Genomic DNA, 24647 nt, shown 5'->3' with positions numbered 1-24647 from the left:
AAATCGAATACATGCCCAAATATCCCGGATTCTATTAAGCTATTAAATCAAAAGCTTACTTTCTTGCTCCGTCTTTACCTACTTTATATTTACCTACTTTAGTATTAACAGCCATTACACCAGATTTGTTGAAGTAATAGTATTTACCACTGATTTTTTTCCAGCCATTATTAAATCTTGAGCCATCGCTATTTAAGTAATACTTCTTACCACTTACTGTTAACCAACCAGTTTTTACTACGCCGTTTTTATCGAAGTAGTAGAATTTACCACTGATTGATTTCCAGCCATTGCTAAATCTTGAGCCATCGCTGTTTAAGTAATACTTTTTACCACTTACTGTTAACCAACCAGTTTTCATTACCCCATATTTGTCGAAGTTATAGTATTTTCCACTAATTGATTTCCAACCATTGCTAAATCTTAATCCGTCGCTGTTTAAGTAATACTTTTTGCCACTTACTGTTAACCAACCAGCTTTTGCTTTCACACCAGTTGAATTAAAGTAGTAGGTTTTCCCTCCGATTACATTCCAGCCATATACTTTTTCACCTTTACTATTTAAATAGTAAGTGTCTTTACCATCGTTTAACCAACCAGTTTGCATGAAGCCATCTTTATTAAAGAAGTACCACTTGCCACTATTATTTAACCAGCCAATGTGTAAAGTACCATCTTTGTCTGCATAAACCATTTTAGTGCCAACTTGTTTCCAAGCGCTGCGTAATAAACCAGATTTAGCATCAAAGTACGCTTTGTCACCGAATAAATTAAAGATACCAGATTGTGCTACACCTTTTGAATCAAAGTAGAAGTACGTGTTGTTTTCAGGAACAAACGTGATGTCTGTTGCCATTACTCCGCCCTCTTGATCGAAGTAGTAACGTTTTCCACTTAAATCTAACCAACCTCTATGCATTTCACCAGTTGCTGGGTCAAAATAGAATGTTGATGTCCAAGTGTAATCTTCTTCCGTTTGTTTAAGTTCTAAGAAGCCTTTGTGCATTTTACCATCTTCATCGTAGTAGTAAATTTTATTATCATCTTTTACTACCCAACCTGTTGTTAATGGAGCATCTGCACGATTAATTACTACTTCCTTCACTGTTTCGTTACCAGCAAGGTCAGTCGCTCTTAATGTAATTTTATTTTCTCCCTCTTTTAAAGGAACCGTTACTTTATAATCTTTGTTTAGTGGTTTTACGACATCAACTGGGCTAATTAATGGAACTTCAAATTCGTGGTTTTCACCAACGTAGAAGTTTAAGTAGCTATAGTTATCTTTTAAGTTTACATTAAATGTAACTTGATCTACATTTTTGTCCACTCGCTCAGGAGCATCTACATTAATTTCTGCTGCGTGCGTATCTACATAGACATGTCGAGCAACCGAGAAGCTCTTATTAGCAAAGTCTGTAGCTTCAACTTGAACAGTGTAAGGACCATCTTGGTCAAATGTTACAGTTGTTGAATAGTTGTAGTGTCCAGTCTTTTCATCATAATTAATTGGTACTTCTTTTCCATTTACTTTAACTGTTTTAATACCAATTTCATCTGTTACAAAACCTTTTACCGGAACTTTGTTATCACTATAAGCTCCCCATGGTTCCGGTGAGTTCGGAATATATTCACCGTTTTTATCTTTAGAGCCATCAGTAATATAAACTAGTGGAAGATCAATGTCACCAATTGCTGCAGTATCCTCTGCGCCATTACCTGCATAGTCAACAGCAACTACTTCTACTATTGCCTTATTTGGAGCTGATGATAAATCAAATGAAGATTTAGTATTATCAGTAGTTCCAACTTTGTTTCCATTTACGAAGATAGTATAATTTTGCACTCCAGTTCCATCATCTGATCCTTCCCAAGTTACAACTTTTTTATCTGGATCATAAGTTGCTTTAATGCTCGGAGCATGAGTATCGACATAAACAGGAATCTTCTTAGACTGCCACTGTGCATTCTCATAATTACCAACTATAGCTTTAATCTCATAGCTGTATAAACCGTCCGGTACAACTTCACCATTTACTTTACCATCCCAAATAGTTGACGCACTGTCCTTCATGATCGCGCCTTTACCATTGTTATAATTATTTTTAGTAACGTCAGCTTGTGCACTTAAACGACGAAGGAATTTACCGTCTTTATCAAGGATATTGTATTGTGACTCCTCTGCATTTCTTAAGAATGATGGTAGTGCATTAATATCGTCAGCAAATCCATCTTTGTTTGGTGATAATGCATAGAAGTTCTTACCAGGAACAGAACCGTAGAAGTAATTATCCCCATCACGTGTCATGTCATGAGCACCTTTGCCATAAAGCGTTTGTAAATCAAAATAACGAGTTTCACCTAAGTCTTTGATTCCATCTAGAATTGGCAGATTGTCCCACTTACCGTAGAAACCTACATAAGGAGCAGTTAAGTTTGGATTACCAAGAGTACCGATAAGATTTACTGAACCTTCAACGAAAATGTTATCATGAAGATCTGCTAGGATTTGCTTTCCAGCTTTATCGAAACCTGGAATTTTTGCATTCGTTAAATCAATTTTCACAGTGAAATCAACAGATTGACCTGCTGGTACCATAACTGATTCTGGCGCATCTATTTTTACACCATCTAGTTTACCTGTTTGAAGTGCGTTACGATCAACACCAGTAGTTTGATAGAATTCATCTGTTAACGCCGTAGTATCTACTTTATAAAACGCATCTTTAGCAGAAATGTTTTTAGCTGTGAAAGTCATTGATACTTGCTTAGATTGGAAGTCCTTCAATTCGTATTTCGCTTCACCTGTTGCCTTACTATAGAAGTAAACTGGTGTTGTAACAGCGTTTTCAATTTGCATCATACCTGCACCTTGACGGCGTGGTGAGAATGGATGACCATCTAAGTCATTAATAACTTTAGCAGTATTCATTAATAATACTTTTGCTAAGTGAGTACGTTGACTTAAGCTTAAAGAACTGAAACGTTTATCATTTTTCAAGTACTCTTGTACTAATGCTGATCCACCAGCTACGTGTGGAGCTGCCATTGAAGTACCACTCATTACTTCATATTGATTGTTATTTACAGTTGAATAAATATTTCCACCCGGAGCTGTAATTTCAGGCTTTAACTCTAGGCTAGGCGTAACTCCCCATGAAGTAAAACTTGTCATGCGGCCCATTTCAGGACTTTCATTTTTCGCTGTTTGAGCAACATGTATTGTTCCTGAACCTTTAATCGCATTCGCTAACGCTTCACCATCTGCTTTTGAGTTAACAAGCATCATTGGAACATCCCAACCGCCCTGGTTATCGTATTGAACTCCGTTTGTTGCATTCCACACGATAATACCAGCAGCACCAGCTTGAGCAGCATACTTTGTCTTATCAGCAAAAGTATATGTTCCACGAGCTACTAATACGATTTTTCCTTTTACATCTAAACCTTTATAATCATCTGGTCCACCTAATTTGTAGCTTCCATCAGCAGCGTTTTTACCAAGGTTTACAACTGGAATATTTCCACCAAATTTATCTGATAGATCTTTCCAACCATCAATACCTTTACCTAAGACACTTAAACTATTATTTCCCTCAACGGTGATCGCATGTTCATAAAGATAAGCTTCATTTCCAGAAGCAGCTACAGAGATTGTGTCTTTATTAAGACCTGGTGCCCCAGTTACACCGATATCAGGGTTTTGTGAAAGAGGATTTCCCCATCCATAACCAATATGGTTCGAGTTACCTGAAGAAACAGCACATACAATACCATTGTCAACTGCACGGGTAATCGCAAGATCCTCTGCGCTATTTGGCTCATAAGAAGATGCTACAGAACCAAGGCTCATGTTTAATACATCTGCACCTAGTTTAATAGAATCATCGATCGCTGCAAGATAAATATCAGACCATGTAGATGGATAACTTGGGTCATTACTGAATACTTTCATCGCAAGAACTTGCGCTTCTGGTGCAACCCCTTTAATACCACCGTTTGCTTCGTCACCATTAGCAGCCGTAATACCTGCTACGTGCATACCGTGCATAGAAGCACCAGGTCCAAGATCTGTTACGATATCGTTTTGGTCATAATAGTTATAACCATAAGGAACTTTGTCAGTGTAGAACTTACCTGGCAATGCTTTATCATTTACAATTTGAGCTACAGAATCTTTTGTTAAGTCTTCTTTTGAAGGATCAGTTAATTTAAAATCACGGTGTGTAGGGTCAATCCCTGTATCGATAATGGAGATAACCATACCTTTACCATTGTAGCCAGTATCTTTCCAAGTTTCTTTAGATTGGATAAATTGATGACTCTTCGTCATATCAGGAGTAGATGGCTCAGCTGTAGGACGATTGTATTCATTTGCTAAATAAACATTTTTGACACCAGAAGTAGCCTCAATTTTTGCTACATCACCAAATTCAACTACACCACTGAAACCGTTAAATGCAGTTGAAAATTGTTTCTTATAATTAATAGTAATTCCTTTAGCTTGTAACTTAGATTTAACTGAGTTTTGTTGACTTTTTACTGTAGCGTAAAGACTAGATTTTTGACTTTCAGATAAATCTTTAAATAATTTCCCTTGTTTTGTTGCGTATTCAATTGGTGACTGCCCGTCCACTTCAACGATAACGCGAACTTTATCTGACGCTTTTAAATTTGCTTTCGCATCAGATACTTTGTTTTTATTTTGTAATTCTTTTGCTTCCTGAGTTTGTCTAATTTGTTCTAACTTTGATGCTAAATCACCTGGTCGGTAAGATTCAGCTGAAGTTGGTGAAACAAATGCTAAATTAGAAAGAGCAAGAGCAGATGCTAAAGCATACGTAGTGATTTTACGATTTTTCTTGTTATTCATTTCTCGTTTCCTCTCCAAAAAAATTTAAGTAAAACTTTTAAAGATATGCCTTTTAAAAACTTCCCCTGTTTTTTAAAGTCATTCAAGGAATATCGACAGATCTATTTCTTAATAAAGAACATGCCGAATTACCTCAAAAAATTCACCCAGATAACCCCCTAATATCTCCTTTCATCTTTAGTGACCCTATTAATACCTATACTTTCTTAATAATTTTTTAATAAAGTTTTTAAGGAATAATAGATAAATTAAATAATTCTTTTTTTGAGTCAAAATCCCTTTTTAAAATTCATAATATTTATAAAATTTTTACATTTTTTTGTGTTTTTAATAAAAATATGTAAATTTATGTAAAAAACTATCGTTTTAGTACCATTTTTTTAGATTTAAAGTTCTAGGCATAATCATCTATCTAGATATATAATCATAGAATTCTTTTAACATATCAATGGCTAAGCTAAGCCTTTTGAAGTGTTTATTCGACAACTTATTAGGCTAGACCGAAGTAAGGTAGTGGTTCTATTAAAATATCAGTATATCTTTATTAAAAGAGTTTAAAAAATAAAAAGGCAGCATCCCAATGGATTACTGCCCTAAACATTTGTTTTATTTAAAAAACATAGGTAAATATTCTTTATGAGCTTCTAGCATTTCGTCAACGATTGCTACAGCTACTTTATCATTTGCTACAAGCGGATTAATCGTCAAAGCAAGAATGGCTTTTTCGCGACTTCCTTCTACAGCAGCCTCAATTGCTGTTTGTTCGAAAGATTTAATCGTTTGAATTAATCCTCGTACAGGAACTGGTAATTCACCGATTGTCAGTGGAATTGGACCATCTTTTGTGATGACACAGCTAACTTCTACTGCACCGTCATATGGTAAGCCTGAAATAGCTCCCTTGTTCATCGTGTTTAATGGTTGGATATCTCTCGTATCATTATAAATAGATGAAATTAAACGACAAGCCGCATCAGAATAGTAAGCTCCACCACGTTTTTCTAGCTCAGGTGGTTTTATATCTAGCGCTTCATCTTTATATTTTTCAAAAAGAGAAGCTTCAATTTTTTGCACGACTTCTGCACGCGTTTCATTCGATTCAAAATCTTTTAATGCTCTTTCAAGCATTTCAGATGTTTTATAATAGTAATGGTGATAAGAACAAGGAATGACATTGACTGCTTTTACGAATTCAGGTGCCCATTCTTCAGCATCTATATTTTTTACAAAACTAGCATTAGCAGGATCCATAATCATTTCAAGCACTTGCTCTTTTACACTAACTCCGTCTAAATAAACCTCTGTTCCATATACCATATGATTTAGACCTGCAAAATCAATACGTACACGTGAATGATCTACGTTTAATAGTTTTGCAACACCCATTTCCATTCCGATCGGTATATTGCAAAGACCAATGAATCTCTTAATATTTGAATATCTTAATGCTGCTTCTGTAACCATACCTGCAGGGTTTGTAAAGTTAAGAATCCAAGCATTTGGACATAGCTCTTCAACTTCTTTACAAATATCCAAAATAACAGGAATTGTACGTAAGGCTTTAAACAATCCACCTGCCCCGTTTGTTTCTTGACCGATTACCCCATGTTTAAGTGGAATTCTTTCATCAAGTGCACGTGCAGCTAGTTGTCCAACACGAAGCTGTGTTGTAACAAAATCAGCATCTTTTAAGGCTTCACGTCGATCATACGAAAGATGAATCTCCATTGGTACTCCAGCTTTTTTGACCATACGCTTTGCTAGTGCACCAACTGTTTCTAATTTTTCGCGGCCAGCTTCTACATCAACAAGCCAAAGCTCAGTTACTGGAATTTGTTCATAGCGCTTAATAATTCCCTCAACCAATTCTGGCGTATAACTTGAGCCCCCACCTATTGTAACGATTTTAAATTTCTTTGACATTACTTTAGGCCCCTTTCATACATGTCAACGAACTCTTTTGCCAAATCTTTTACAGTCATTGCATTCATTAAGTGATCTTGAGCATGAATCATTAAAAGTGAAATCTCCGTTGGAGTGCCACCAATCTCTGATTGAATAAGCGTTGTTTGAATATGGTGTGCCTCATTTAAAGCATCACCTGATTCTTTTAATTTCTTACGAGCTAAATCGAAGTCTTGTTTTTTTGCTGCTTGAATCGCTTCCATTGCAGCACTTCGACCATTTCCACCATGAAGAATCAGTGTGAAAATTTCCGTTTCATTTTTTACCATAAAACTGACCTCCTCTCTTTATTAATAAAATTTTTTATCGTCATAACCCCATGGTTATTAATTTTCAAAGTTATAAACCTAAAAGGTATTCATCGTATTTTTCTTGAGTAAAGATCAGAAAAGTCACTTATCAACAATTACTATTTATTTTCAATTAAATTGATAGCTTGCTCTAAGATCGCTTCACCATCACACATGCCGTAATTCATCATATTAATTACTTCAACTGGAATGTTTTTCTCTTCACAGATTTCTTCCATTTCTTCTAAAAGGAAACGTACTTGTGGACCTAACAATAACACATCAGCTTCATCGATTTCTGAGCGAACAACTGATTCAGAAACTGCCCAAATGCGTGCTGAAATCCCTTTTGATACAGCAACTTTTTCCATTTTAGAAACGATTAGACTTGTTGACATGCCTGCAGCACAGCAAAGTAATATATTCATGATGATTTCCTCTTTCTTTAGTAAGTTTTAATTTTTTTTATATTTCATTTTTATTTATAACGACAAATCGACCGATTCGATCGTGAACGGCTAATGATTTTTTATTAGCAAACATGCTAATAACTGATAAAAAGAACGGAAGACCTTGAAAAATAAACATCGTCAAAAATTTAAAGAAACTTCTAACAATCACTAGTAATACATAAGGAAGTATTCCCTTTTTATTATTAATGCGTTTTAACTTCAATCGAAAGATCTTCTTTCCAATTGTCGAACCTCTTAACAATAAGGTTGTTAAGACGTCATAACAAAAATAGATTATAAGCGATTGGAGAAATGCTTCATTAAAAAGAGCCATTACCTTTACAGCTGCATCTTGACTAGCAGTTTCTTTTTGAATCTCAATCATATTTGCTAGAACTCCTGGAAAGTTTGGAAGTCCCGTGATTCGATACACAATTGACAAGATGATTGAAACAATTATTGCATCAATGACAAAGGCACCGATTCTTTTTAATCGAAACGAAGTTATAATTTTTTGTCGATTTTCCATAAGTTTTAGTCCCTTCTTCTAATCAATTATTCATCTATTTGCTTGGGAGAATTATTTACTAGCTTTCTCCATTTCTAAATTTTTCTTATCCCAAATTCGAATGAATGGGAACCAAATGATCGAAGCCACTGCAAAAGCTACCAATTGCATGACTACCCCCATAATCTTACCACCCGTCATTAGATAACCACTTATGAAATATGGTGTTGTCCATGGGATGATTGTTCCAGTTGTATGTGGGAAAATTCCCATTACCGTACCAAAATACGTTACTGTTAATACTGCTACTGGAGCTAGAATATAAGGAATCATTAAAAATGGATTTAAAACAATCGGAACACCAAACATGATTGGCTCATTAACGTTAAAGATAGATGGCCCAATCGCTAGACGTCCTACCTTCTTAAGAAGTTTTGACTTCGCTAAAAATGTCATATAGATTGCAACTGGTAAAGTAGCACCAGAACCACCCATCCAAATTCCATTCTCATAGAATGTATACGTAATGATATGTGGTAACGCTTTACCTGCTTTAAGTGCTTCTAAGTTTGCATCTGCATTTGTAATCCAAATTGGTTCCATAACAGACGTGATGATTGATGAACCGTGGATACCAAAACTCCATAAAAGATGTTCCATTAAACATGCGACAAGTGTACCAATATAAGTTGATCCTAAAATTGTAAACGGTTGTGTTACAACTTTATGAACAAACGTTGCAAAATCTCCCCAACCAGTATGACTAAATCCGTATCGAACTAGTAAGAAGAAAAGGATAATTACAAAGCCAGGAATAAGAGCCGTAAATGAACGTGAAACTGTTGGCGGCACAGTATCTGGTAAAGTGATGATGATCTTCTTTTGTAAGAAGTAACGATAAATTTCAGCAGTAATAATTGCAATGATTAATCCAACAAACAAGTATTGTGCACCAAAAAGATCAGGTGACCATGCAGATACTGTTTCCTTACCATCTTTAAAAGTACTCATAATATTAACAATTAAATAACTTGCTAATGCTAATACCCCAGCTGGAACTCCATCAATATTCTTTTTATCGACCTTATAACTACTTGCTAAGGAATACGCTACGCCAAATACTGCAACTAATGCGATAATCCCCATTGAACCGTTATAAACGATGTCTCCAAAAGCATTCCAATTTTCACCAAATACTTTTGCCATGAAGTTTTGATACCAATCCGCTTCTAACCAAGCTACGATAATGAAAAATGAACCAATGATCATTAGTGGCATGGCAAACATAATACCGTCACGCAAAGCAAGTAAGTGTCTTTGATTACCTATTTTCGAAGCGATCGGTAAGAATTTTTTTTCAAAAAAGCTGCTGTTCATTTCGATATCCCCTCTCAAAGGAATTAGGATCTTGGTAAATCACTAATTAACCATATACCAAGATCCCTTTTAGAATTTATTTCTTTTTTAAATTTAAGATTTAAAGTTTGAATTTAATAACAGTTGTGTAACTACCGTAAACTTTAACTTTTCCATCAAGAGTGAAAGCACGAACTTTAAAGTAGTACGTTTTACCTTTAACTAATCCTGTTGCAGTAAATGTTCCAGTTGTTGTTGTTTTTGTTGTTTGATCAGAGAAATCGCTTTTTGTAGCACGAACGATTTCATAACCAGAAACACCACTTACGCCTGTCCAATTTACTTTAATTGAAGTAGTACTTGCTTTTGTTGCTTTTAGTCCTGTTGCTTTAGCAACATCCCATTTTGCATAAAGTGTTGTATTTGCTGTTACTTTATCTGTTGCAAAGTTCCATGCTGTTTTAAGTCCTGCATCTTTGTACCATCCAGCAAAGACAAATCCTTTTTTCGTTGGATTAGCTGGTTTCGCAATGATAGAATCATAGTTTCCTGTTATAGGAGCTACGTTAGATCCACCTTTACTGTTAAATGTTACTGTGTATTTGCCAATACCCCATTTAGCGTAAAGTGTAGTAGATGCTGTCACTGTATCAGTTGCAAAGTTCCATGCTTGAGTACATGAAGCATCTTTATACCAACCAAGGAATGTATAACCTGTTTTTGTTGGTGTTGGAGATGTAATCGCTTCATTGTATGTTGCAGTTACTGGTTCTACTGCAGATCCACCTTGTGAATCAAATGATACTGTTTGTTTTGCATCTTTAGATACTGTGCGTACAAAAGTCATCACGTGGCTATCATTTGCAAATTGTGCTTCTCCGTTCAATGTCATTCCAGAATATACAACCGTCGCAGTGATGTTAGCTGGTTTATCAGTGTTGTATGTTACTTTTCCATCCGCATCAACAGCAACATCGTCTGGTGAAGATGATTCGTAACTAACATCTACATATTTGTTTCCATCTGTATTTAATCCTTTTTCAGCCATTGCATCTTTTAACCAAGTTGGGTATGCAAATGCGTTCTTGTCAAGCTCAGTTGGAGCAATTTTTTCAGCTGACTTCATTGGATCAACAACTTTGATTGTATATGTGATTTTTTTCGGTGTTCTAAAGAATCCGTCGATTACATAGCCCGTAACTGTACTAGTTCCTGGTCTTAAAGCAGTTGCGTATGAACCATAATGCACACCATCTACACTAATTCCTGCTGCATCTACATTTCCAACTTCACCGTAAGCTGCTAAAGTTCTTAAATCAAGAACTTGAGATACATTTGAATCAGCATTGATTTGCGTTGGTAATCCATTGCTATATCCAGCTAAATCCCAAGAATTCGTTAACCAAGATACATTGTTCGTATATCCTGTTGTTTTAGCATCCAATTTAACTGAGTCACCAACATTAATCGTGAATGTATGTGTGTCTTCGTTATATTTAGCATTTGGATTCATAGCTGCTACATCTGTTGGATAATTAATACTTTCTGTTCCGTTATTTACTGGCGCAGTAACTTTTGATCCTAAATCTTCTACATATGCAGCATCCTCAGGGTTTTGAGTTAACCAATAAGGCATAGATGTTACAGTTGAAGATTCCATTGATAAGCTGTTACCAGAATCAATTGTTCTTCGGTCCATCGTTCCGAAAATATTTGTATTGTATTTAGACATCATCACTTCATCACGTGGAATTAATTGATCAACCATTAAATCAGGTGTCACATGCGTTACGTCATTTCTGTTTGCAGAAAGAGAATCCCAGTTCATGAAGTTATTTGGTATACGTGTCATTTGCCATGTTGAACCTTCAAGGTCAACCGTTGAACTTCCGATACTAAATCCTTTTTCTTTCAATGCACCTAGAGAAGCTGCGTAGAAAGTTGACATAAATGGATTTTTCTCTCTCTTTTCATTGAACCACCATTGGTTCATTCCATCTAAGATCCCTTTAACGTTCATTTTCTCTGCATGGTGAGATAATGTGTAGTATGAAAGTGCAGCTTCTTCTTCATCAGAATAGTTCATGTATGATTCGTAAGATACACCACTTACGCCAATATCGTCTCCGTTATGAGCAGAAATACCAAAGTATCTTGAGTGGTACTGTAATGACATATCAAGTAATGAAGTTGAGTTATATGACTTTGGATATCTTGTTTCATAATCATTGTGCTCTGAAGCTGTTGTAGACGTTTTTACACCATTCATTACTTTGTATTCATTTGCAAAATCAAGTGGAGAAATTACTGCAACACCTTGTGCTTCAAGTGCAGCTTTTTCAGCTGGTGTATAACCGCCCATATCTCTTGCAGTTACAAGCATTTGTAATGCCAATGTTGCATTTAATGGACCATCTTCGTAGTCATTTCTACCCCATGCATTTGATACACCGTCAAGGAATTCTGGATTTAAATTAGCCCATTTAGTTGGAGCTGAAGGAGCATTTAATCCATTTCCAGGAGCTGTTCCATTGAAACGAGATTCAATTGGGTTCTCCCCAGTAACACTTACTTGATAATAGTTGTTTAAAACCATTGCGTTTGTATGATTAATTAAATCATTTTTCACAAGAGCCGCTAATTCAGGATCACTATCTTTAAACGTGTTATAAGCTAGGTCTAATGTAAAGTAATGACCTACTAATTCGTCTGTAGACGTAGTTGCTTTATAATAGACTTTGTTTGAGTCTAAAGCTTTTGTTGCATCATCTAAATTAGGATTTTGCTCTTTTACAATATTCGTTAAACGTTGTGGTACCGCAACAGTGTCATACGCTTTGATTCCAGCAGTTCCTCCACTGATTTTACCTGGAACAGAATATTTAACTGAATTTCCATTTACATCAGTCGTAGTTCCTGCACTTTTTTGAAGCCAAGCTTGATCCCATGATTTGCTTTCTGCGGTCGTAGAACCATTGTTGCTGCCCTCTACTTTATATGATCTAGCAAAGAAGCCAGCAGAAGCAGGTTTTCCTGTTGTGTCCAACGTATAATTTCCTTCATTATCAACGAATACTGGTTTACCTTCGTTATCCGCAAGCCACTTCTTACCTTCATCAATCGTCGTTACTTTGCCACCTAGTGAGTTAACAACATAAACAACATCGTTAACATTGTCTTTTGAAGGTACTTTTAACTGAGTTCCAGATACATACCCAAGCGTTACAATGGCTTCAACAGCACGAACAGCAGAAGCTTTAGCATCTATTGTTCTAGCATCTTTTTCACCAAAGTTTTCTTTCATATAGTTGTATCTCCAAATTTCACCTGAAGCGTACATTGTTGTCCATAATCCATCATTATCTGTATCAGAAATTGAGCTTATAGCATCTTTATCTGCAGTCATAAGAGCTTTAATCATATTATCCTTATTAGCAAAACTCATAGAACCAGATTGGAATCCAAATCGATCTGCGTAGTTTCTAGAAATTTCTTCTTGAACTAATGATTTGCCCATTAGAGACATTTGTTTTCTTACAATATGAGTAGCATTTCCTTTTTCGCCTAGAATCCAAAGACCATTATTTCCATCAGACATAATGTTTGTAATTACTTCTTTGGCGTTAAATTGTGTCGGGTTTCCGTTTTTATCGACTCCTGAACCTGAATTTTCACCAGTTTGAGGAATATATCTTCCACCTTGTAAATATTGAATTTGATCAGCCGGAGCTAAGTTTGGATCATATAAAGTAATTGCATCAGATACGATACCAGTTGTCACAGGATGATCTTTTTCTTGACCAAAATTTACGTTTCCATTTGACTTAATTAAAGTATCCTTTGAAACTAACCATTTTACGCCATTTTCTCCATTAACATAGCCAACATAGTTTTTTGAAGGAAACTTAGTTCCTGATGGAGCAGTTGGAATATTTGTTGTTTGCAAATTAGATGTTGAAAGAGCTGCAGGAATTTTTGAATCTCCCGCATTATAATAGTAAACTACCTTTTCAAGATTAGTAGATGCCTGCGTTTCAATTACAGAAACCGTAATATTCACAGTAGCTGCATTACCACTTAAATCTACTCCAGTACCTGTGATGATTGCAGATCCGCCAGATACCCCTAAAATCTTTCCACTGTAATCACCTTTTGCGTTACCAATCGTGTCAACATATGCAACGTATGGATCAGAGGTTGTCCATTTTATTGGCTTTGTTGTATCTAATCCACTTGGTTTTGCATGAGTGATTTGTGTAGTATTCATAAAAATCTTAGTGCCAGTTGAGATTGGCGCTACTGATTGAGTTGTAATAGTTGGTGCTGCTTTTGCAACAACGCCACTAAATGGAGTTGCAAACATTGAAGCTGCTAATACTGAAGCCGGTAAAGCTCTACCTAAAAACCATTTATTTCTTTTCATTTATCTTCCTCCAAAATAATTTTTTTAATTAAATTTCTAATCGAAGATCCCTTTTTTTTATAAGTAACCGTTTTCAAGATTATCTAAAAAGGACAAATGATAGCATGAAGTTGATTCGTTTCTATTAGCGATCATCCTACTAATTTTGTTTCCTAGAATGATCGCTAAACTGTTACGAACCATATTGAAACAATATTTTTGAAATTTCATATTGAAAATCGTTGAAATTATTTGATTTTAATACTTTTTGCTTCGTCTCGGGGTGATCCATTAAGTGTAAAAATAATCGACTTAACTCTTTGTGTAAAAACAAGTCTCCGGCACGAAGATTAATTAAAAATAGGATTTGTACAACTTTTCCATCGATTGTTGGCGGATTTTTAAAGATCACCACACTGATTGAATCCTGAATTGCTACCATTTTTAATGCATGTGGTGCTGCAATTCCATTTTGCAGTATCGTCGATATTTTTTCTTCTCGGTCGACAACTAAAGCAGGGTAGTTAGGTGCTGCAAATCCTAGTTCAACAACGCTTTTTGCCTTTTCTTTAATAAATACATTGTAGTCAAACGACTCTTTGCTTTCCTCTATATAAAACAATTCTGTATGAAATAAAGATAAAAGTGTTGGTACATCTTCTTTAACTTTATTAGCCGGGTATCTAGTAAGCGTACGTCGAATTCTTTGAACATCCGTTTCAGTTAATATTGGTGCTACTTGAATATATGGAATCGAAACATTGTCAAAAGGAATCGAAGTAGATGAAACTAATAAGTCATAATTTTCTAAATTTAAAGATTGAAGCTCACTATACAAGACGACATCAATTATTGCCCCTAGGAAAAGTGTCTCAAGTTTCATTTTCATTAAATCGGCCGATCCTGCTCCTAATCCGTAAGATAATAGAATTTTTTTGAAGGAACTTAATTGTTTTTGCTTCTCCCTTTCTACGTGAGCTGCTAAATGCATTGTGATGTAACCCATTTCGTCACTAGAAAGTTCGAATCCCCAAATTTCCTTTATCATTTCAGAAAAGTTTAAAGCAATCATAAATACATCTGAATACCTACTATAAACATCATCTATCAATGGATTCGTAAGCTTTAAATTGAAATATAATCTTCTTAACAGAGGATACATATGCATGATCATCGTATTTAAAAGTTGCTGATCACCTGAAAACTGAGTTAAGAATGTCTGATCTAATCTTTCTAAACAATTCTTTAGTTTTTGTTTTAAGTCATTTTTTTCATGTTCCTCAATATCGTCTACACTCGATTTACCACTTATATGTGCAGCTAAATAAATAATTTCACTCTCTGGTAATACGACATGATATAGTTCAGAAAGAATTTCACAAATTCTCTTTGCTATATTCATAAACGATTGTTTGATTAGAGAAACATCTAACTTTTTTTCTTGATTAGGCAAGATAAAGTTGTGTTGAGTTACTCGAAACGAGAGTACTTGGATATGCACTAAAATGTTCTCTAATGCAAAATAACTTAATTTCAATTGATTATTCTGTACTTCTTCACTCAAAACAGCTCGAATTTCCGCAAACGGAAATGCTTTTTCAAAAGTTTGATAGATAGACTTCTTTAACAATCCTGTTTCTTTTTGACTTAGGAAGTAGGAAAACGCTCTTCTAAAATTCGTTTCATCCCCAAGTAAACGAACTCCGTAACGTGATTTTGTTTCTACTTTTAAATCAAAAATCCTTACTTGCTTTTCAACTTCAATCATGTCGGTAAAAACTGTCGATCTGCTAATCATTAGACTATCAGCAAACATATCAATCGTTTGAAACTCAGTCGTTTGAAGCAAAAGCATAATAATATTATTTACTCGAACACGAGGTAAATCTGGTGCTAATGCCCCGTCTATTTCTTTCAAATATGTTTGAACCAATTCTTGGTTTTCTACATGAAGTAAATAGCCTTCACCACGTTTCTTCTGAACCACGAATCCTGTTTTTTCTCCAATCGCATTTAATTCTTTTAATTCATTTCTTAAAGTACGATTTGAAATGGCGAATTCAGATTCAAGTTCTTGTGAAGTTAGTGATTTTCCTTTTTGATACAAATATTGCAAGATTAGATCTCTTCGCATATATCACCTCATCACTCTAGATGCCTAATCTAGTATTTTAAGTTTACTTTCCAGTAAATCTATTTAACAGTTTGAATTTTTCCAAAATAGTTCGCAATTTAAAACAAATAATTTTAGTTCATATGTCATGCTACATACTAATGCAATAATACGACCTATGTCCTACAATAAAATACAGGTACATTTTACTAGCACCAACCGATTCTATTTCTTTTGTATACAAAAAAAATCCTTATCTTAGCATAAAAGCAATAGGATCAAGGATTTTGGCTTTTTGTTGTTTTAAGCATTTCTTAACAATGTATTAGAAATTCTGTAAGATGCGGTTAACACTTTAATTCGCACAAACACGAAAAGCGCTCCCATAAAATGGGAACGCAAAAGCGAGTCAATAAAGTAAGATCAATCTTTTTAGATCTTTTAATAGATATTCAATTAATAATTAAACACCATAATACTTAGCAAACAACTCTTTATTCCATTCATCTCCACCATCTACATTAGAGCTTTTAAACACAGGTGGTTTTAATCCAGCTTGATGATATTTTTTTGCTAATAATATAGAAATTGATTGAGCAACAAATGCTCCAGACATTGTGGAAGTTGCCCCCATACCTGTATTTGCTTCTTCTACATAAAAGGCAGCATCTCCAGGTCCAGTGCAATTATCTATGACTACATCACTAAAATCGCAAAGATATTTTCCGCTACTATGTCTTGATTTTGAGCCTTCTGGATGATTTGGATTCGTAAAAGAAATTACCTTTGCACCGCATTCCTGTGTCATTTTTGCAAGTTCAACAGTCATTCCATTTCTTCCCGAATTGGAAGCAATCACAAGAATATCCTTTGAGCTTATTTTATACAAATCAAAAATTACCTTTGCATAAGCTTCTATTCGTTCGATCACAGTACTTTTTAATGGATGGTCATGTAAAAAAAACTCATTCGGCAAAATTGGAGAGACCTCCGCAAACCCACCCGCTCTTACATAAAATTCTTCTGCAAACATATGTGAATGACCTGAACCAGTAACAAGGAAGCGACCTCCATTTTGAATGGCTTCAAAAATACATGTTGCTGCTTGGTCAATGTTTTGATTCTGTGTCGTATTTAGTTTTTCGAGATTTGCCATCACATACTTAAAATAATTCTCCATAAATGAATACCTTCTTTTATCGATTTAATAAAATTACCAACCGTACTTTTTTTCACTCCATTTTTTTATAACTAGATCTTGTTTTACGAAAACAAGACTATTTTGTTCAATATCTTTATCAATGATTGCACCTGCACCCAACACACTATAAGCCCCTATTTTACATCCAGGCATAATAATCGTATTCACACCAGTTCTACAATAATCACCAAGATAAGCTGCATTTGAAAAATGTAACGGTATTTCTTTCCGTCCATTTACAACGTGCTCAGTTTCACCGTCATCAAAGCGTAATGTTCCACAGACGGTTGCAGCACCGATATCCGTATGACTACCTATTGCACCATAAAACTCGCCATAGTGGTAAAGATAGACCTTATCCATTACCATTCCACCAAGGAATTCTGCACAATGATCGAATATACAATGCGATCCAATTGAAACTCCATCATAAATCATACAATAATTACGTATGGCCGTATGATCGCCAATAACTGCATTGCCATTGAAAATCGCACCATTATCTATGATTGTATGATCACCTACAATTAGGTTACCGTGAATGACAACTCGATCACCAATTGAGGAATTCTTACCAAGCTTTACGTGACCATGAATAGTTGCATTTTCTGAAATCGTCGCACCTTCTGCTAGTTCGTTCTCTTTTATTGCATTACAAAAATGATTCACCATATATTCATTCGCTTCTAACATATGCCAAGGTTTATCGATATCAAAGAAATAGCCATTACACTCAATCGCTTGTAATTTTGTTTTCTCAAGTAATTTTAGAAGGGCAGCTTCGATGTATCGTTCTTTCGGAACACCCACTCCTACTTTTACATTCGGAAAATAATCAGGCGTTCTTTTCAATTCATCTAGTAATGACTCGTCAAAAAGAAATCCTCCGAATTGGTGGGTAATACTGTCACCACGGTAGTGAGCACCGATTGACTGAACAAATCCATTCTTTACACTCGCACCAATCCAATTCCTTGATGATTCTTCTAATTTTTTCAACAAAACAGTAGGTTTGTTCGAATTAGCTAATTGCTCTAAATCCTTTTGTTCGATAATCGTATCACCGTAAAGAACTAGAAACTCCTTAGTACTTGAAAGTTTCTCAACTCCCTTTATTAAACTTTCTGCACTTCCTAAATTTGATTGATCAACAACAAATTTAACATGATCTATGTCGAATAGAAGATTCTCAATTTCTCTTTGATGTTCCTCATTAACGACTACAACTATCTCTTCTATTCCCACTGCTAAAATGGATTCAATATTATAACGTATTAATGGTTTACCAGCGATTTTTATTGCTGTTTTGGAGCGAACTGCGTTGAAAGGATTCATTTTGCTCCCTTTGCCTGCCGCAAGAATTACTGCACTTTTTACCATTCTAATACCTCGACTATAAAATTTTTTTACTTATATTCAACTAATCGAAACTTATTTTTGCCTGCTAAAAGATAAGGCATTAATTCGTATGCAAAAGGATGAACCAATCCAATGACATTATGTTCAACGGATTGCCCTAAATCTTTTAATGAAATTTGTACCTCTCCCTCATATTGTGCACTTCGATTATTTAAAATAGAAACTGTATATTTCTCCCTTGGAGCACAATAGCAATGAGGTACTTCCATTCCCCTAGTATCAGTTGCACGAATAAGATTTGCTGGTTGATCTACTCTTGAAATAAGAACCTGCTCACTAATTTTCACCTTTGTCTGTTCGGGAACATATTGATTAAAAACAACTGGAATTTCTATATAGTCCTGTTTGTAACATCTAGCCATTTCGTTTAGCTCTGAAAAATCTGCAAACGAGTCACCAATTAACACATCATTAAAACCATTTGCAAATAACTCTAGCATGGCAATATGACTAGGCAAGAAGCGGTGTTTTTCAATTGTACAAACTCCATGACCTAAATGGTGTAAATCTTTAGGCGATAGCTGCGAAGCAACAAATCCTCCAACTAGCACACCGAATAAAGCAAACATATTGTTAATTGAGCGTATGTCTTCTAAAGACAATGCTGTATCTGGTAGAGGAAAAAAATTATGACAAGCTGTAAGTTGTCCGATATTTCCTTCTCTTTCTATTGTTTCTAAAAACTCACGGCATTCGCGTAAAGCGTTTCCATTTTGATTATTAGAAGAAGACATTGAAGCATTTACTTCTATTAGAATTCCCTGTTTATTTTTTGAAAGGAGCGCAACTTCTTCACTCGTAAACCCTCCATCGATGCGGAGCCTTGTGATGCCCATATTCTGTAATGCTGTAAGGTCGGTTAATGTACAACCCAACTCACTGAAAACTTCATCATTCATATCAGCTGACACAGTCATATTAAATTCCCTGCAATAACTAAATAATTCATTCCAAGTGTCTGCATTTACATTAATTGCACCTTCAAAACCATGATTATTTAAAATAAGTGAAACAAATACCTTTTTAAAGCCTAATGACTTAGCCTTCTCTAAATAATCTTTGATTTGATTCAAAGGATAAAAGTTGGGATATACACTAATTCCTATTTCACGCATATTCGATCGCCATTCCTTTATTTTTATTTTGAATTACTTGTACTTCTCACCAATAATGATGGCACCGAAAACTGGATCATAAAGAGGTGCAGAAAGTTCAACATGTGGTAAAGCCACACTTAACTTCTCCTTTAGCGTATCGAAATACTCAGCTGATTTCGTCAACAAACTTCCTGCCACAGATAGTCGGAAATTAATTGAACCCATTTGTCGGCTGATTCCAATGACTAAACGAACCAACTTATCTAGTTCTCCTTCAACAATTGTACGAGCAGCTTCGTCACCTTTTACCCATGCCTCTAAAATGATTAGTGTACATGAAGCTACCTTATCTACAGGTATTGTATCTTCCAAGTATAATAAATCCATAAAATCTTCCGGAGAATTCAACTTAAAATGAGCGAGCAATTTTTCGGTAAATGAAGTAGGAGCAATTACTTTGTCATACTCATTCATAACAGCCGTGATTGCATGTAAACCAATTTGGAAACCGCCACCCTCATCACTTATTAATCCGCCCCATCCGCCTGAGCGTATTGTATTTCCTTTTAAGTCTACTCCCATAACAATGGAGCCTGTTCCAGCAATCATCAAAGCATCTTTTCGATCTCCGTTCCCACCTACAAGAGCAATTTCTGCATCATTTACTACTTCTAGTTGGCAAGTAAAACCACTTTCTTTTAATGCATTCAAATAAATATCAATATCTTTCGGTCGATCTACTCCTGCAGAGCCTAGTACAAGAATCGCATTTTGTAAACGCTCTCCAAAATATGAAACAAGTGATTCATATATTTCACTAAATACTGGTCTAAGCCCTTCTACACCGATGTTGTTATAATTTGACATGCCAAAATTTTGATCAAATAACGTTTCTCCATCTAGGCGTTCTTTGACCATAACTCTCGTTTTAGTTCCTCCGCCATCCATTCCGATTATCAATCTATTCATTATGTGTTGATCCATCCTTTCGTTAAGCTAATGAGTTATCGTATCAATCTACTTATACATATAGCTTTATTCTTTTTCTTATCTTATTTCATTTTAATTTTCAAATTTGTTATGAATGTATAGTTGCACTTATTGTAAAGTAAACATTTCTCATTTACTAGGTGGATATTTTCTTCATGTAAAGGAAAAAAACCACTTATTCAATGTTAACAACTCGTCAAAGTTCTAGATTATAAATGAAAACAAAAAAGTACCCTATAGTTAGACTTTTTAATTGTCTACTCTAGAGAGTACTTTTTAATTGTATTTATATGTGCAGACTGTAATTGACAACACAAGGGCTGACACTTTTACAGTTCCAATATTCCATCAAGATTCTTTGACTCAAAATTATCAAGCATTGCACGTACTTCATTTGTTGATGATGTATTCATTAATTGATTTCTTAATTCACTTGCCCCTCTAAATCCACGAACATATATCTTAAAAAAGCGATGAAGAGCCTTGAACGAACGCAGCTCTAAATATGAATATTTATCATGGAGATCCATATGCAATCTTAAGAGATCAAGTAGTTCCTTACTGCTATGTTCTTTCGGCTCCTTTTCAAAAGCAAACGGATTATGGAAAATACCGCGACCAATCATAATCCCATCAATACCGTATTGATGAGCGAGCTTTAAGCCAATTTGACGGTCAGTGATATCCCCATTGATCGTTAAGAGTGTGTCAGGTGCCACTTCATCACGAAGTTTCTTTATCTCCGGTATTAATTCCCAATGTGCATCCACTTTGCTCATTTCATCTCTTGTACGAAGATGGATCGACAGATTGGCAATGTCTTGTTTCAAAATGTGAGTTAGCCAGTCACGCCATTCGTCTACCTCAGAAAAACCAAGCCTTGTCTTCACACTTACAGGTAATCCTCCTGCTTTTGCTGCTTGTATTAGTTCTGCTGCGACTTCTGGACGGCGAATCAGACCGCTTCCCTTTCCGTGCCCTGCCACATTAGGTACAGGACAGCCCATATTGATATCCACACCTTTAAATCCAAGTTCTGCCATACCAATACTCATTTGTCGGAAGAATTCGGACTTATCACCCCATATATGAGCTACCATCGGCTGTTCATCCTCTGTAAAAGCCAAACGTCCACGCACACTTTTGTTTCCTTCTGGGTGACAATAACTCTCACTGTTTGTAAACTCTGTGAAAAACACATCTGGTCTGGCTGCTTCACTTACAACGTGGCGAAAAACAACATCCGTCACTTCTTCCATTGGTGCTAGTATAAAAAATGGTCGCGGTAAATCACGCCAAAAATTATCTTTCATTTCCATTTTCAAATCCTCTCATTATGGGATTACAGTCCAATCTCATATCCCAAAATTAAAAAGCAAGATATACTTGCTTGCACTTGTATCGTCATTCCCTTATTATTTCCACGCGATCAAATAGCAATCCAGAGTTCTTAGTTAATAAGGGTTTCGCTAAAAAAACTGAAGAACTTTAGAAGTACGCTGGGTTCAATACACTTAGTGTCAGTTCCCTTCCTTAAGTACTAATTTCGCGATAGCTTCTACGTGACTAGTATGTGGGAACATATCCACTGGCTGTATTTCTACTGTTTTATAACCACCGTCTTCAAGTACTCTTAAATCTCTTGCTAATGTAGCAGGATTACATGATACGTAAACTACTTTGCTTGGTTTCATATCAATGATTGTATTTAATAAAGCCTCGTCACAACCTTTTCTTGGAGGGTCTACAACTAATACTTCAGCTGTAATTCCTTGCTTGTACCAATTAGGTATAACTTCTTCAGCTTTCCCTACTTCGAATTCAACATTTGTTATCTCATTAATCCTTGCATTTCGTTTCGCATCTTCAATCGCTTCTGGTACAATTTCTACACCATAAACCTTTTTGGCCTTTTGAGCTAAAAATAAGGAGATTGATCCGATTCCACAGTATGCATCAATAACTGTTTCACTACCATTTAAGTTTGTATACTCAAGTGTTTTATCATATAAAACCTTAGTTTGTGTAGGGTTTACTTGATAAAATGAACGAGCTGAAATTTCGAAAGTAATATCACCAATTTTATCTTTAATTGTTTCACTTCCGTATAATACAATTGTTTGATTTCCAAGAATCACATTTGTTTTTTCATTATTTACGTTTTGAATAATGCTTGTAATTGTTGGATATTTCTCAACAATTCTAGCTATTAATTCGTCTTTTTGAGCAAAGTTCTTTTTATTTGTAACAAGAACTAGCATTGATTCATTTGTATAGTATCCATAGCGTGCCATAATATGACGCAATAGTCCTTTGTGGCCAACTTCATCATATGGCTCAATTTTTAATTCCTCACAAAGGTCTTTTACAGCTTGTATCATTTCATCATTTTCTTTTCCTTGAATGTAGCATTCATTCATTGGAATAATTTCATGGCTTCTCTTTTGATAGAAACCAACAACTAGTCCACCTTCTAGTTCCCCTACTGGAACTTGTGCTTTGTTACGATAACTCCAAGGGTTTTCCATTCCTAACACTGGATGGATTACTATGTCATCAAGTTTCCCAATTCGTTTTACAACTTCTACTACTTGTTTATGTTTCGCCTCAAGTTGGCCTTCATAGCTCATATGTTGAGTTTGACAACCACCACATTGATTGTAAATCGAACAAATTGGTTCTACACGAACATCACTTTCTTTTTGGAATTCAATAATTTTACCGAACCCAAAGCCTTTACTTGTTTTTAGCACCTTAATTTGTGCCTTTTCACCTGGAAGTGCATTTGGTACAAAGATCGGATATCCTTCTACCTTTGCAACTCCATGTCCCTCATGAGTTAAATCGATAAATTCAACATCTATGAATTGATTCTTTTCTACAGGTAACACTCTTTTCGACAAGTCCCTTACCTACCTTTCAACCTTTTATTAAACCATTTCATTATACAAAATAAATAACCACGTTAACTACCGTGGTTACTTTTTCTAGTATTTACTACTATTTCACTTATTATGGTACATAGATTTCTAGGTGGTTGTAAAGCATATCGACAGTACATGGTGTTTCTCCACCATACTCACCATCAATATTTAATAGTAGTTTATCATCAGACATAATTTTCAAATGGCTTGCTCTAGTATAAAGAACATATTCATTTTGTACATGCTGACCACTTAATAGCTGGGCACATACTCTGATGATTTCGGCTATATTTGATTTCTTTAAGACTAATAAATCAAATTGCCCATCATTAATACTTGCCTCTGGTGCAATTTTTTCAAATCCGCCAACTGAATTTGTATTCGATAATAAGAACAAATACGCTTCTTCATCAAAGACTTTTCCATCGTACTCAATTTTTAATCGAGTAGGCTTAACCCTTGGTAACATTTCAATACCTTTTAAATAATATGCTAGCTGTCCTAACATTGTTTTTAGTTTACTAGGTACTTCATATGTTAATTCTGTGATTTTACCGGCAGCTAAAATATTTACAAAATATTTATCATCAACTCTTCCAATATCAAGGGGGACAGTTTGCCCATTTGTTATGACTTCAGCCGCTTCCATAATTGAAACATTCACACCAATTGCTCTAGCAAAATCATTTGTTGTCCCAACTGGGATTAATCCTAACTTTGGTCGATATTCTTGTTCTGCCATACCACTAATGACTTCATTAAGTGTTCCATCTCCACCGCAAGCTACAACTAAATCAAATTTTCGTTCACATGCTTCTCTTGCTGCGATTGTCGCATCACCTGCACCGGTTGTTGCATGACATGAGGTTTCATAACCTGTTTGCTCGAACAATTGCAACACATCGGGAAGCTTTTTCTTAAAAATTTCACGACCAGAAGTAGGGTTGTAGATAATTCTTGCACGTTTCATCATTAACCATCCTACTTATTTATTTAAGTTCTCTAACTTATATCCTAACCTAAAAAGTTTTTGTAGTAAACTTTTTCCATTTACTTATCT

General features: G+C 35.3%; 15 protein-coding genes. All 15 read right to left on the bottom strand.

Annotated elements, in window-relative coordinates; all coding sequences use genetic code 11:
- Positions 1–55 precede the first annotated feature (55 nt).
- Complete coding sequence (locus ACFVRR_RS16150; RefSeq protein WP_387330510.1) at positions 56–4870, bottom strand: S8 family serine peptidase; 4815 nt, start codon at positions 4868–4870, stop codon at positions 56–58.
- A 606-nt stretch (positions 4871–5476) separates the two neighbouring features.
- Positions 5477–6793, bottom strand: a complete 1317-nt coding sequence (locus ACFVRR_RS16145) for a 6-phospho-beta-glucosidase (RefSeq protein WP_387330507.1) — start codon at positions 6791–6793, stop codon at positions 5477–5479.
- A complete protein-coding gene (locus tag ACFVRR_RS16140) occupies positions 6793–7104 on the bottom strand; it encodes a PTS lactose/cellobiose transporter subunit IIA (RefSeq protein WP_097974004.1) in 312 nt (103 codons plus the stop codon). The genes ACFVRR_RS16145 and ACFVRR_RS16140 overlap by 1 nt, the downstream gene beginning before the upstream one ends.
- A 140-nt stretch (positions 7105–7244) precedes the next feature.
- Positions 7245–7553, bottom strand: coding sequence for a PTS sugar transporter subunit IIB (locus tag ACFVRR_RS16135; protein WP_097974002.1), 309 nt, complete (start codon positions 7551–7553; stop codon positions 7245–7247).
- Between the two features lie 37 nt (positions 7554–7590).
- Positions 7591–8106, bottom strand: a complete 516-nt coding sequence (locus ACFVRR_RS16130) for an RDD family protein (RefSeq protein WP_387330502.1) — start codon at positions 8104–8106, stop codon at positions 7591–7593.
- A 51-nt stretch (positions 8107–8157) separates the two neighbouring features.
- Positions 8158–9462: a PTS cellobiose transporter subunit IIC gene (gene celB, locus ACFVRR_RS16125; RefSeq protein ID WP_387330499.1), complete on the bottom strand. Its 1305-nt coding sequence runs from the start codon at positions 9460–9462 to the stop codon at positions 8158–8160.
- 100 nt (positions 9463–9562) lie between these two features.
- Positions 9563–13864, bottom strand: coding sequence for an InlB B-repeat-containing protein (locus tag ACFVRR_RS16120; protein WP_387330496.1), 4302 nt, complete (start codon positions 13862–13864; stop codon positions 9563–9565).
- Between the two features lie 172 nt (positions 13865–14036).
- Complete coding sequence (locus ACFVRR_RS16115) at positions 14037–15977, bottom strand: BglG family transcription antiterminator (protein WP_387330493.1); 1941 nt, start codon at positions 15975–15977, stop codon at positions 14037–14039.
- Between the two features lie 442 nt (positions 15978–16419).
- Entirely contained in the window at positions 16420–17136 is a 717-nt protein-coding gene (locus ACFVRR_RS16110; RefSeq protein WP_387330490.1) for an SIS domain-containing protein, read from the bottom strand.
- Between the two features lie 33 nt (positions 17137–17169).
- Positions 17170–18537, bottom strand: a complete 1368-nt coding sequence (locus ACFVRR_RS16105; protein ID WP_387330488.1) for a sugar phosphate nucleotidyltransferase — start codon at positions 18535–18537, stop codon at positions 17170–17172.
- A 26-nt stretch (positions 18538–18563) separates the two neighbouring features.
- Complete coding sequence (locus ACFVRR_RS16100) at positions 18564–19691, bottom strand: MupG family TIM beta-alpha barrel fold protein (protein ID WP_387330485.1); 1128 nt, start codon at positions 19689–19691, stop codon at positions 18564–18566.
- Positions 19692–19724: 33 nt separating this feature from the next.
- Complete coding sequence (locus ACFVRR_RS16095; RefSeq protein ID WP_387330482.1) at positions 19725–20642, bottom strand: N-acetylglucosamine kinase; 918 nt, start codon at positions 20640–20642, stop codon at positions 19725–19727.
- 350 nt (positions 20643–20992) lie between these two features.
- Complete coding sequence (locus ACFVRR_RS16090) at positions 20993–21976, bottom strand: tRNA dihydrouridine synthase (RefSeq protein ID WP_387330702.1); 984 nt, start codon at positions 21974–21976, stop codon at positions 20993–20995.
- A gap of 207 nt (positions 21977–22183) precedes the next feature.
- Complete coding sequence (rlmD, locus tag ACFVRR_RS16085) at positions 22184–23566, bottom strand: 23S rRNA (uracil(1939)-C(5))-methyltransferase RlmD (protein ID WP_387330479.1); 1383 nt, start codon at positions 23564–23566, stop codon at positions 22184–22186.
- A 109-nt stretch (positions 23567–23675) separates the two neighbouring features.
- Positions 23676–24560, bottom strand: coding sequence for a diacylglycerol kinase (locus ACFVRR_RS16080; protein ID WP_387330476.1), 885 nt, complete (start codon positions 24558–24560; stop codon positions 23676–23678).
- Positions 24561–24647 lie beyond the last annotated feature (87 nt).

The organism is Gottfriedia sp. NPDC057948 (assembly GCF_042887255.1).
Taxonomy (GTDB): Bacteria; Bacillota; Bacilli; order Bacillales; family Bacillaceae_G; genus Gottfriedia.
The sequence above is the reverse complement of the archived record's forward strand: the minus strand, read 5'-3'. Positions and strand labels throughout refer to the sequence as shown.

Bases quoted from the DNA above. Each gene is read 5' to 3' on its own strand.
- ACFVRR_RS16150 (WP_387330510.1), bottom strand. From the start codon at position 4,870: ATGAATAACAAGAAAAATCGTAAAATCACTACGTATGCTTTAGCATCT.
- ACFVRR_RS16145 (WP_387330507.1), bottom strand. From the start codon at position 6,793: ATGTCAAAGAAATTTAAAATCGTTACAATAGGTGGGGGCTCAAGTTAT.
- ACFVRR_RS16140 (WP_097974004.1), bottom strand. From the start codon at position 7,104: ATGGTAAAAAATGAAACGGAAATTTTCACACTGATTCTTCATGGTGGA.
- ACFVRR_RS16135 (WP_097974002.1), bottom strand. From the start codon at position 7,553: ATGAATATATTACTTTGCTGTGCTGCAGGCATGTCAACAAGTCTAATC.
- ACFVRR_RS16130 (WP_387330502.1), bottom strand. From the start codon at position 8,106: ATGGAAAATCGACAAAAAATTATAACTTCGTTTCGATTAAAAAGAATC.
- celB (WP_387330499.1), bottom strand. From the start codon at position 9,462: ATGAACAGCAGCTTTTTTGAAAAAAAATTCTTACCGATCGCTTCGAAA.
- ACFVRR_RS16120 (WP_387330496.1), bottom strand. From the start codon at position 13,864: ATGAAAAGAAATAAATGGTTTTTAGGTAGAGCTTTACCGGCTTCAGTA.
- ACFVRR_RS16115 (WP_387330493.1), bottom strand. From the start codon at position 15,977: ATGCGAAGAGATCTAATCTTGCAATATTTGTATCAAAAAGGAAAATCA.
- ACFVRR_RS16110 (WP_387330490.1), bottom strand. From the start codon at position 17,136: ATGGAGAATTATTTTAAGTATGTGATGGCAAATCTCGAAAAACTAAAT.
- ACFVRR_RS16105 (WP_387330488.1), bottom strand. From the start codon at position 18,537: ATGGTAAAAAGTGCAGTAATTCTTGCGGCAGGCAAAGGGAGCAAAATG.
- ACFVRR_RS16100 (WP_387330485.1), bottom strand. From the start codon at position 19,691: ATGCGTGAAATAGGAATTAGTGTATATCCCAACTTTTATCCTTTGAAT.
- ACFVRR_RS16095 (WP_387330482.1), bottom strand. From the start codon at position 20,642: ATGAATAGATTGATAATCGGAATGGATGGCGGAGGAACTAAAACGAGA.
- ACFVRR_RS16090 (WP_387330702.1), bottom strand. From the start codon at position 21,976: ATGAAAGATAATTTTTGGCGTGATTTACCGCGACCATTTTTTATACTA.
- ACFVRR_RS16080 (WP_387330476.1), bottom strand. From the start codon at position 24,560: ATGATGAAACGTGCAAGAATTATCTACAACCCTACTTCTGGTCGTGAA.